Genomic DNA, 3,391 nt, shown 5'->3' with positions numbered 1-3,391 from the left:
GGGCCGTGCCGCCCCGGAAGTCCTGGATCAGCCGCCAGGTGTATTCAGCGGTGTCCGCGCGATAGTTGCTGCACACGCCGTTACGGCCGAGCGTCTCGTTGAGTCCCGCGATCGCATCCCAGTCGATTTTCAGGCCTGGGCAAGCGACCAAATAGTCGTAACCGATGGCGCGGCCGTCGCTCAGCCTGACAAGATTATGATCGGGGTCAAAATCACTGACGGCGGCCTTGATCCATGTAACGCCGTTTGGAATCAGGGAGCGCTCTTCCCGCGCGGTCTGCTGGCGTGTGAACACGCCCGCACCGACCAGCGTCCAGCCCGGCTGGTAAGAGTGGGTCTCTGCCGGCTCGACGATCGCAACGTCGAGCTTGCCATCGCGCCTCTTCAGCTCCGCCGCGACCGTGATCCCCGCTGCCCCGCCTCCGACGATGACGATCCGATGCTTCAGAACGGGTTCAGGGACGAGGGGCTTGCGGACGGCAGCTTCCATGAGGCTTCTCCCACTTGCGGTTCTTCATATCTAATTATACGTAATTATGTAATTGATAACACCGACGGTCAAGGAACGGTTCCATGAAGCCCATTCCGGTCACGGAGAAGTTTTCGGTCGTGGGGCAACTCCAGCCCGGGGATTTCGCGGAGCTCAGGCGCCTTGGCTTCAGGACCGTCATCAATAATCGCCCGGACGGCGAGGAGGCTTCGCAGCCGGGGACCTCTGCGGAGGCCGCGGCTGCAAAGGCGGCAGGGCTCGACTATGTCTTCATTCCCGTTACCAGCACGTCGATGACGAAGGATGACGTCCGCCGCTTCGGCGAGGCCATCGTCGCATCCGACGGCCCGGTCATCGCGCACTGCCGGTCCGGTGCGCGGGCCTTCTACATGTGGGTGCTGGCGGGCAATGCCGACATCGAAGGCTTTAGCGACGACAGGCTGATCGCGACCGCGACCAGGATCGGCATCGCGCCGGATGCCGCGCGCACCTGGCTGGCCGCGAACCGATCCACGCGTCAAGGCCAGGCGAAGCCGAAGGTGAAAGGCTTCTACGAGCCTCGCACCGGAAGCATTCAATACGTCGTCAGCGATCCAGCGACGCAAAAATGCGCCGTCATCGATCCGGTGCTCGACTACGATGAAAAATCGGGGTCGACGAAAACCGAGCAGGCAGACAAAATTCTCACCTACATTGCCAGCGAGGGCCTTTCGCTCGCGTGGATTCTCGACACCCACCCGCATGCCGATCACTTCTCGGCCGCGCAATATCTAAAAGACAAGAGCGGCGCCTCGACCGCGATCGGCTCGCACGTGGTCGATGTGCAGGCGCTATGGAAGCACATCTACAACTGGCCGGATTTCCCTGCCGACGGACGCCAATGGGATCATCTCTTCATTGACGGCGACACCTTCAAGATCGGCTCCCTCGACGCGAAGGTGATGTTCTCACCGGGGCATACGCTGGCCTCGATCACATACGTGATCGGCGACGCAGCGTTTGTCCATGACACGTTGTTCATGCCCGACTCAGGCACCGCCCGCGCCGACTTTCCGGGTGGCAACGCGAAGGCTCTCTGGAAATCCATTCAAGACATTCTTGCACTACCCGACACGACGCGCATCTTCACCGGTCACGACTACCAGCCCGGCGGCCGTGCGCCGTTGTGGGAGAGCACCGTCGCCGAGCAGAAGCGCTGCAATCCGCACGTCGCCGGACAGACCGAGGAAAGCTTCATCGCGCTGCGCGAGGCACGCGACGCCACGCTACCGATGCCCAAGCTGATTCTCTCTGCGCTTCAGGTGAACATCAACGGCGGCCGCCTTCCGGAGCCCGAAGGCAATGGCAAGCGCTACTTGAAGATCCCGCTCAATGCGCTGGCGGCGGCCGCGTGGTGATGGAGGCCCATCTTGCTCCCGCACTTGGCGTCGCGCTGATTGGTCTGTCCGCCGGTCTACTGATGCTGTCGATAGGCCGCATTGCCGGTATTGGCGGCATCATCGGCAGGATCCTTTGCACGAACACTGAGCGCTTCGGTCAGGACGTCGCCGGTGACCTTCGTCCTCGCCATGTTCGTCAGGATGGCCTCCATGATCGCATCGTCGCAGCGAGAGGATAGGCCGGGATGCTGCATTCTCTGGTGCCTGCGCTGCTGTCCGGCGGACTGGTCGGCTTCTCGCTGGGCCTGATCGGCGGCGGCGGATCGATTCTTGCGACGCCGCTGCTGCTCTACGTCGTCGGAGTGTCACAGCCACACATCGCGATCGGCACGAGCGCGCTTGCCGTTTCGGTAAACGCCTTCGCCAATCTCATCGGGCACGCGAAGAGCGGCAATGTCCGCTGGCGGTGCGCGATCGTATTCGCCGCCGTCGGCACGCTCGGCGCGCTCGCAGGCTCGACTCTCGGCAAGCTGGTTGATGGGCAGCGCCTGCTCTTCCTTTTTGGCCTTCTCATGATCGTCGTTGGCGCGTTGATGCTTCGGCCGAGACGAGAGGCCGCGTCTTCCGAACGGCCTGTGGATTTGCGAACCTGCCTCATCACCGCTGCGATCGCCTTCGTCACGGGCATGGCCTCCGGCTTCTTCGGCATCGGGGGCGGATTTCTCATCGTGCCGGCGCTGATCCTGGCGACCGGCATGCCGATGATCAACGCCATCGGCTCCTCGCTCCTGGCCGTCGGCAGTTTCGGTTTGGCGACAGCCCTGAACTATGCGGCATCTGGACTCATCGATTGGCGGGTCGCTTTTGAGTTCATCGCGGGCGGCATCGGTGGTGGCATTGTGGGCATGCTCCTTGCCAATCGCTTGTCATCAGGAAAGAACACGCTCAACCGGATTTTTGCCGCGCTTATCTTTGCCGTCGCTATCTACGTGCTCTACCGTAGCGCCGCCGTTTTCTCGCACTGAGCATCGGAGTCATCAGTTAATGACATAACGCACCACGACTCACCTTTTCCGCGTAACAGGAACACGACAATGATCGAAGACTGGAAAGACCTGATCGACAATATGAACGGAGGCGTCAAGACGCTCAGGCAGGCTACGCCTGAGGTGATGAAGTCGTTCTCCGACATGGCGCGCGCAGCCCATGGCGGCAGCGCCCTCGATGCCAAATCCAAGGAATTGATTGCGCTGGCAATCGGCGTTGCGATCCGCTGCCAGCCCTGCATCGCCTATCATACCGAAGGCGCGGTCAAGGCCGGTGCTTCCCGCGAAGAGATCGGCGAGACGCTGGCGATGGCGGTGTACATGGGCGCTGGGCCATCGGTGATGTACGCAGCGCACGCCCTCGAGGCCTTCGACCAGCTCGCTGCCGAAGCACCGGGTTAGACGACGCTACAAGCGCACGCGCGCGAAATTTGCTGCACCGTGCACCACGCCGTTACGCTCTGGCCTGGAAGCTG

The 3,391-nt window shown here is 62.1% G+C and carries 4 protein-coding genes and 1 pseudogene; 4 read left to right on the top strand and 1 reads right to left on the bottom strand.

Annotation, left to right across the window (positions count from 1 at the left end; translation table 11 throughout):
- A partial coding sequence (locus Q0L57_RS08860) for an FAD/NAD(P)-binding oxidoreductase (RefSeq protein ID WP_296741264.1) occupies positions 1 to 490 on the bottom strand: 490 nt, incomplete at its 3' end.
- Between the two features lie 83 nt (positions 491 to 573).
- On the opposite strand from Q0L57_RS08860, the gene blh reads away from it, so the two are divergent.
- The 4 genes and pseudogenes from blh (at position 574) to Q0L57_RS08840 (ending at position 3,317) form a co-directional block, all read left to right on the top strand.
- A complete protein-coding gene (gene blh / locus Q0L57_RS08855) occupies positions 574 to 1,887 on the top strand; it encodes a bifunctional sulfur transferase/dioxygenase Blh (RefSeq protein WP_296741261.1) in 1,314 nt (437 codons plus the stop codon).
- A pseudogene (locus Q0L57_RS08850) lies at positions 1,887 to 2,003 on the top strand (YeeE/YedE family protein); the annotation flags it as partial. The gene blh and the pseudogene Q0L57_RS08850, both read left to right, overlap by 1 nt.
- A 111-nt stretch (positions 2,004 to 2,114) precedes the next feature.
- A complete protein-coding gene (locus Q0L57_RS08845) occupies positions 2,115 to 2,894 on the top strand; it encodes a sulfite exporter TauE/SafE family protein (RefSeq protein ID WP_296741259.1) in 780 nt (259 codons plus the stop codon).
- A gap of 69 nt (positions 2,895 to 2,963) precedes the next feature.
- Positions 2,964 to 3,317 carry a carboxymuconolactone decarboxylase family protein gene (locus tag Q0L57_RS08840; protein ID WP_296741258.1) on the top strand — a complete coding sequence of 118 codons (354 nt, stop codon included), beginning with the start codon at positions 2,964 to 2,966 and terminating at the stop codon, positions 3,315 to 3,317.
- Positions 3,318 to 3,391: the final 74 nt, after the last annotated feature.

This window comes from Mesorhizobium sp. (genome assembly GCF_024509055.1).
Classification (GTDB): Bacteria; Pseudomonadota; Alphaproteobacteria; order Rhizobiales; family Rhizobiaceae; genus Mesorhizobium.
Note: the sequence above shows the minus strand (reverse complement) of the source record. Positions and strands in the feature narration are given on the sequence as shown.